The organism is Longimicrobium sp. (assembly GCF_036280135.1).
In the GTDB taxonomy this organism is placed as follows: domain Bacteria; phylum Gemmatimonadota; class Gemmatimonadetes; order Longimicrobiales; family Longimicrobiaceae; genus Longimicrobium.
In genome coordinates this window covers 1-6,335 of the sequence record NZ_DASURI010000007.1, presented here as the reverse complement: position 1 = coordinate 6,335, position 6,335 = coordinate 1, and the positions used below count along the sequence as shown (strand labels likewise).

The window sequence follows — 6,335 nt, the reverse complement described above, 5'->3', positions numbered from 1 at the left end:
GCCGGCGATGGCTGCCGGGCTGACTGATCGTTGCTGGACCGTTCAGCATCTGCTCTCGATGGTCGTGCCTCCTACGAGGCATCAACCATGAACGGGTACATGACCCACTTTCGCACTTTCGCACTTTCGCACTTTCGCACTTTCGCACTTTCGTCCTTCACGCACTCTTCAGCTTGCCGAAGCGGCGGTCGCGGGCGCGGAACCAGTCCACCGCCTCCGTCAGCGCGGCGGGACCGAACTCCGGCCACATGCGCGGCGTGAAGTAGAGCTCCGCGTACGCGCACTCCCAGAGCAGAAAGTCGCTCAGGCGCTGCTCGCCGCCCGTGCGGATGAGCAGGTCCACGTCCGGCGCGGGGACGTCGTCGTGCTGCGCGCGGGCCAGCAGCGCGCCGAACGCCTCGCGATCCACCTCCGCGCCGTTCGCCAGGGCCGCGGCGCGCAGCAGGGCGTCGCGCGCGCTGTAGTCGATGGCGATGCGCAGCAGCAGGCGATCGCCGCCGGCCGTGGCCGCCTCGGCCGCCTCGATCTGCCGCAGCAGCGCGCCGCCCAGCCGGTCGCGCCGCCCAATGACGCGCATCCGCACCCCCGTCTCCACGCACCGCGCCGTCTCCGAGGCCAGGTACGCGCGGAACAGGCGCATGAGCGCGCTCACCTCGCGCGGCGGGCGGCCCCAGTTGTCCGACGAGAACGCGTACAGCGTCATCGTGCCGATCCCCAGCCCCGGCGCCGCCTCCACCACGCGCCGCACGGCGTGCGCGCCCTCGCGGTGGCCGGCCACGCGCGGCAGGCCCCGCATGGTCGCCCATCGGCCGTTGCCGTCCATGATGAGGGCCGCGTGGAGCCCGCGCGGCTGCGGGTGGATCGACAGAGTGCTTTGCATCGTAAAGTCTCCGGGCAAAAAAAGAGAACGGGTCAGCGGTCGCGCACGGCCTGGATGAGCGCTTCCATGTGGTTGAGGTACGCCGTAAGGGCCTGCCGGCCGGAGTGGGTCAGCTGGAACTCCGTGCGGGGGGTGCGGCCCTCGAAGCTCTTGGTGCACACCACGTAGCCGGCCTCCTCGAGCTTGCGGGCGTGCACGCTCAGGTTGCCGTCGGTAAGGCCTAGCATGGTCTTGAGCTCGTTGAACGCCAGCGACGGGTTCACGGCCAAGGCGCTCACGATGCCCAGCCGCACGCGCTCGTGGATCAGGCGGTCCAGCTCGGGCGCGCCGTCCTCGGCCGCGCCCGCCACGCTGCGCAGGACAGCGGCCTCGCTCAGGTGCGCGCGATTTGCCTCAGCCACCGTGCCTCCTTGCGATGATGATTCCGAACACCACGTGCAGCCCGCCAAAGCCGGCGGCCATCCAGGCGTTGCCCCACGACGCGGGCGTGAACGCCGCCGCCGCGCCCACCAGCATGAAGCAGAGCCCCATGACGGGCACGGCGCTCACGGAGAACGCGCCCGCGGTGATGATGCCCGCGCCGTACAGCAGCAGCCACGCGCCCGGCAGCAGGTGCGACATCCCCGCGCGGAACAGGACCACCGTGAGCACCGCGCCGGCGACCAGCGGCGGCGCCAGGCTCACGATGAACTTGCGGCCGGGCCCCGTGAGCATGGGCATGCGGGCCGAGCGCGCCTTCATGGACGTGGTGAGGACGCCCACGAGCATGGAAACGACGGCGGCCGCCACCCAGGTGCCCAGCCACGTTTCCGTGCTGGCGGGCCGCATCTGGGCCACGGCCGCGGCCAGCACGGCCGCCACGCCGATCACCACCTGCCCCCATCCGCTCACGGCCGTAAAGCTGCCGGCCCGCTCCATCGTCTCGCGGATGAAGCGAAGGTTGTCCATCGCCCGCGCGTGCAGGTCGAGGGACGGTTCCTCCTCGGGCGGAGGCAGCGGCCGGATGGGATGGATCTTCGCCATGGTGGATACGATGCAGGGCGTGAGACCGCCTGTCAAGTCCTTTGCGATGTAAAGCAAAGCATGTGCCGTGCTGAAACGAGATCGGGACGGATCCGATACGGGGTACAGGACGGCGCGGCGGGCGGGCGCCCCCCATCCCTGCCTTCCCCCATAAACGGCATGGGGGAAGGCGATCACGACCCGTGCACGAGGGCGGGCAGTCTGCCGGCCCGCCGAGGGCCCCCTTCCCCCGCCCCCTGCCCCCGCTGTCGCGGGGGAGGGGGAGAACTGCACTCGGCGTTCGGATGGTTCGCGCCGAAAGCAACCCGCCCCTCTCCCGGCCTCTCCCCGCTCGTTCCTCGCGGAGAGAGGAGAACCCAGCCTATGCACAAGCTAAGTTTCGCGCACTGAACCCACCCTCTCGCCACCCCTCCCCCGAAGTTGGGGGAGGGGTCGACCGCCGTTGCGAGGAACGAGCAAAAAGGAGGTCGGGGGAGAGGGCCCCCGTCGCGCCAGCGATGGGCATCCGCCTCCACGCATCCTTTCCCCCCCCCGTGCAGGCACCCCGTTCGAAGTCTACACCCTCTCCCGCGCAGTTTGCGGGAGAGGGTGCGAGCGACAGCGAGCGGGTGAGGGCCCGGGGTGAGGGCCCCGCCGCTTGACGCGCCGGTGCACGGCGGGTACACTCGCCCCCGCCATGCGCCCAAACACTGCTTCGCCGCGCGAGTTCGAGGTCGTTCGCGACCCGCTCTGGAACACCATCCGCCTGGACCCCGCGGCGGTCCGGATCATCGACACGCCCGAGTTCCAGCGGCTGCGCCTCATCCGCCAGCTGGGGCTCGCGTACCTCGTGTATCCCGGCGCCACGCACACGCGCTTTGACCACGCGCTGGGCGTGTACCACCTCGCGCGCTGGGCCATGGGCCTGCTGGCCGACCGCGGCGAGCTGGCCGGCGTGGACCCCGTGGACTGCCGCCTGGCGCCCTACGCCGCGCTGCTCCACGACGTGGGCCACTACCCCTTCTCCCACGCGCTCGAGGAGCTGGGGGAGGAGATGATCCCGGCGGACCACGAGGCGCTGGCGGAGCGCTTCCTCCGCGCGGACGGCATCCGCGCCACGCTGGAGGAGATGGCGCCCGACGCGCCCGACCGCCTGTCCGCCCTCATCCGCGGGCGATCGGACTCGCCGCTGCAGGGGCTGGTCTCCGGCTCGCTGGACCTGGACAAGATCGAGTACCTGCGCCGCGACGCGCGCTTTTGCGGCGTGCCGTACGGCGAGGTGGACGTCGACCGGCTCCTGCACGCCATCACGCTGCTGGAGGACCCGCGCACGGGGCGGACGGAGGTAGGCATCCACGAAAAGGGGCTCAGCGCACTGGAATCGCTGCTCTTCTCCAAGTATCAGATGTTCCGCAACGTGTACTGGCACCACGCCGTCCGCGCGGCCACGGCGCTGTACAAGCGGCTGGTGCAGGACGCGCTGACGGGCGAGGTGATCTCGGCGGACGAGCTCGTGGGGCAGAGCGACGAGCGGCTGCTCACCATCCTGGAGCTGCGCGCGGCGGAGCGCGACCACCCGGCCGCGCGGCGCGTGGCGGAGCGGTGGATTCCCGCCGTCCGGCGCCGGCTGCTGCCCAAGCGCGCGCTGGAGGTCCCCGGCGAGGCCATCCGCGGCCTGCCCGGCGAGGCGTGGATCGGCACGGACGCGGCGCTGCGCGACCGGCTGGAGGCGCGGCTGGCGGCGGAGCTGGGGATGGGCGAGGGATGCGTGATGGTGGACTATCCCGAAAAGCCGCGGATGATGGGCCTGGACCTGCTGATGCTGCGCCGCAGCGGCCAGGTGGAGCGGCTGACGGAGGCCGGCACGGCGGGGCTCATCGACCTGCCGCGCGTGAGCGACGAGCTGTACCACACGGCGCGGGCGTTCCGCATCCTCACCGTGGAGCGCCGCGAGATGGACGCGGACCGCGTGCTCTCCATCCTGGCCCTGTCCGCGGACGACGCGCGGGCGCGGCTGGACGCGCCGGAGCCCCTGCTGTGATGCCGGGTTCGGCCCTGGAGCGCGGGCGCGGCGAGCACATCCTGATCGCCGAGGACGACCCCGGCGCCGGCCGCGTGCTGCGCCTGCTGCTGGAGCAGACGGGCTACCGCGTCACGCTGGCGGCGGACGGCGAGACGGCGCTCCGCATCCTGGACGAGCAGGGCGCGCCGGACCTGCTGCTGCTGGACTGGATGCTGCCCGGCGTGAGCGGGCTGGAGATCTGCCACAGCGCGCGATCGCGGTGGGACGCGCTGCGCCTGCCCATCCTGATGGTGACGGCCAAGACGGACCCCGAGAGCGTGTACGCCGCGTTCGACGCGGGCGCCAGCGACTACGTGGGCAAGCCGTTTCGCGGCGCGGAGCTGCGGGCCCGCATCGGCGCGCACCTGCGCACGCGGCGGCTGTGGGAGGAGCGCGAGCGGATGGAAGGGCACCTGCGCGAGCGCGACAAGCTGTTCACGCTGGGCCTGCTGGCCGGGGGCGTGGCGCACGACCTCAACAACCCGCTGGCCGTTATCAGCGCGCACGCGCAGGTGCTCAAGCGCCGCCTGCCCGAAGGGGAGGCGCGCGAGCAGGTGGACGGCATCCTGGGGTCGGTGGACCGCTGCACGCGCATCGTGGCCGAGCTGCTGAACTTTGCGCGGCGGCACCCGGCGGAGCGCGGGCCCGTGGACGTGGCGATGGTCGTCCGCGAGACGCTGGGGATGCGCGAGCGGCAGATCTCCACCAGCGGCATCGACCTGCGCGTGGAGGTGGACGACGGGCTTTCGCCCATCCACGCGGACGGGCACCAGCTTCAGCAGGTGTTCCTGAACGTCATCGTCAACGCGGAGCACGCGCTGGCGCAGGGCGGCCGCACGCTGCGCGTCCGCACGGTCCGCGTGGAGGAGCCGGTGCCAAGCGTCGTCGTGGAGTTCTGGAACGACGGCCCGCCCATCCCGCCGGACGTGCTGCCCCACATCTTCGACCCGCTCTTTACGACCAAGCAGGAAGAGGGGACGGGGTTGGGATTGTTCATCTGCCGCCGCATCGTCCGCGAGCACGGCGGATGGCTGGACGTCCGCAGCGACGCCGAGGGCACCGCCTTCGCCGTCCGCCTGCCGATGGGCGGGATCTAGCCGAGGGCACGCGCGAACGGCATCAGCCCGATACGCGTGCACGCACGCCGGCTTCTTGTCATCCTGAGGGGCCCTCGCGAGCCCTGCCCGTGCACGGATGCATGTGGCCCCGAAGGATCTTGCATGCGAAACGCGAGGCCGGCTCCCGTGCACCGGGGCCGGCCTCGCGCTTTGCGGGCAGCAGGCGGAGATGCAGCCCCGAATCCGGCACCGCGCCTGAGCGGGTAAACCCGCCGCTGGGACAGCCATAAGCCCTGTCTCGCGCTGACGCGCTCTGCGAACAGGGCTTCAACCGCGTTCAAGGACGGCTCGCGTCAGACTCCTGATCCGGCGCCGTTACTCTCGCACTCTCGCACTGCCGTTCAGGGCGTGTACGTCACACCGAAGTAGGCCGTCACGTCGTTCTCCTGGATGCCGTCCAGGCCGTACGCCACGCCGGCCAGCAGGCGCGCGCCGGGCGTGCCCGCCGCGCGAAAGCCGGGAAACGACGTCGCCAGCTCCACGCCCGTCACGCGCTGCCAGCGGTCCCACGTGGTGTCCGTCGTCCCGCCCCAAAAGTACGGCGTCAGCGCCCCCAGGCTGGTGCTCAGCCGGTATGTCAGCACATCCTCGCCCTCCAGCGTGCCCCAGCGCAGGCCGGGCATGGACACGCGCTGCGACAGCACGGCCTCGTCCGCCAGCAACGGCCGCACCCCGCCGACGGTGAAGCGCTCCCAGCGCGGCGCCCCGCGGCTCACGCGGCCCATCGTGGCCTCGGCGCGCAGGTTGAGCATGCCGTTCCCCGCATCGAACGCCACCGTGGCCGTGCCCCGCGCCCAGTCCTCGCCCAGCGTCCGGCCCGCGGCGCCCGCCAGCGACAGCCCGGCCGTTGCGTAGCCCGTGCCGTACCGCTGCCCGTCGGCCACGGCGTAGCGCCCAAAGGCCAGCGTCCGCGCGCCCGCATCCCCCTCGTCCAGGTCCAGCCGGCCGGCGGACGCGCCCAGCCGCCACTCCTGCGACTGCCGCGCGCGGCTCCACGCGTTGCCGGCGCTGAGCACAGCGGCGCCGTAGCGCGCGTCCAGCCCCGCCGCGTCGTAGCCGGGGAGCCGCGAGGGCGCCTGGTCCTTCCAGAACGCCTGCCCCGTCAGCGCCGGCCGCAGCCCGCGCCACACGGCCTCCACGCTGCCGCCGCGCTCCATCCCCGCGTCGCCCCACGCGCCGCGCAGGGCGACGGCCAGCCGGCCGACGGGATCGGTGTTGTGGACGATGAGCCCGGCCGCGGTGCCGTCCACGCCCACGGCACCCATGGGCAGCA

Annotated in this window: 5 protein-coding genes and 1 pseudogene; 2 read left to right on the top strand and 4 right to left on the bottom strand. The window is 72.3% G+C overall.

Features of this window, described 5'->3' with window-relative positions:
- Positions 1-157: 157 nt before the first annotated feature.
- The 3 genes from VFZ20_RS00275 to VFZ20_RS00265 are packed head-to-tail and all read right to left on the bottom strand — an operon-like array spanning position 158 to position 1,903.
- Positions 158-880 carry a di-trans,poly-cis-decaprenylcistransferase gene (locus VFZ20_RS00275; RefSeq protein ID WP_329681803.1) on the bottom strand — a complete coding sequence of 241 codons (723 nt, stop codon included), beginning with the start codon at positions 878-880 and terminating at the stop codon, positions 158-160.
- Positions 881-912: 32 nt separating this feature from the next.
- Complete coding sequence (locus VFZ20_RS00270) at positions 913-1,281, bottom strand: transcriptional regulator (protein WP_329681802.1); 369 nt, start codon at positions 1,279-1,281, stop codon at positions 913-915.
- Positions 1,274-1,903, bottom strand: a complete 630-nt coding sequence (locus tag VFZ20_RS00265) for a hypothetical protein (RefSeq protein WP_329681801.1) — start codon at positions 1,901-1,903, stop codon at positions 1,274-1,276. Before VFZ20_RS00265 ends, VFZ20_RS00270 begins: the two co-directional genes overlap by 8 nt.
- 676 nt (positions 1,904-2,579) lie before the next feature.
- Here VFZ20_RS00265 and VFZ20_RS00260 point away from each other — a divergent pair.
- Both VFZ20_RS00260 and VFZ20_RS00255 read left to right on the top strand, forming a co-directional pair.
- On the top strand, positions 2,580-3,923 hold the full coding sequence (locus tag VFZ20_RS00260) for an HD domain-containing protein (RefSeq protein ID WP_329681800.1): 1,344 nt from the start codon (positions 2,580-2,582) through the stop codon (positions 3,921-3,923).
- The gene (locus VFZ20_RS00255) at positions 3,923-5,041 is read left to right on the top strand and encodes a sensor histidine kinase (RefSeq protein ID WP_329681799.1); all 1,119 of its coding nucleotides are present in this window, start codon (positions 3,923-3,925) and stop codon (positions 5,039-5,041) included. The genes VFZ20_RS00260 and VFZ20_RS00255 overlap by 1 nt, the downstream gene beginning before the upstream one ends.
- A 362-nt stretch (positions 5,042-5,403) precedes the next feature.
- Here VFZ20_RS00255 and VFZ20_RS00250 read toward each other — a convergent pair.
- Positions 5,404-6,335 (bottom strand): annotated as a pseudogene (locus tag VFZ20_RS00250) (hypothetical protein); the annotation flags it as partial.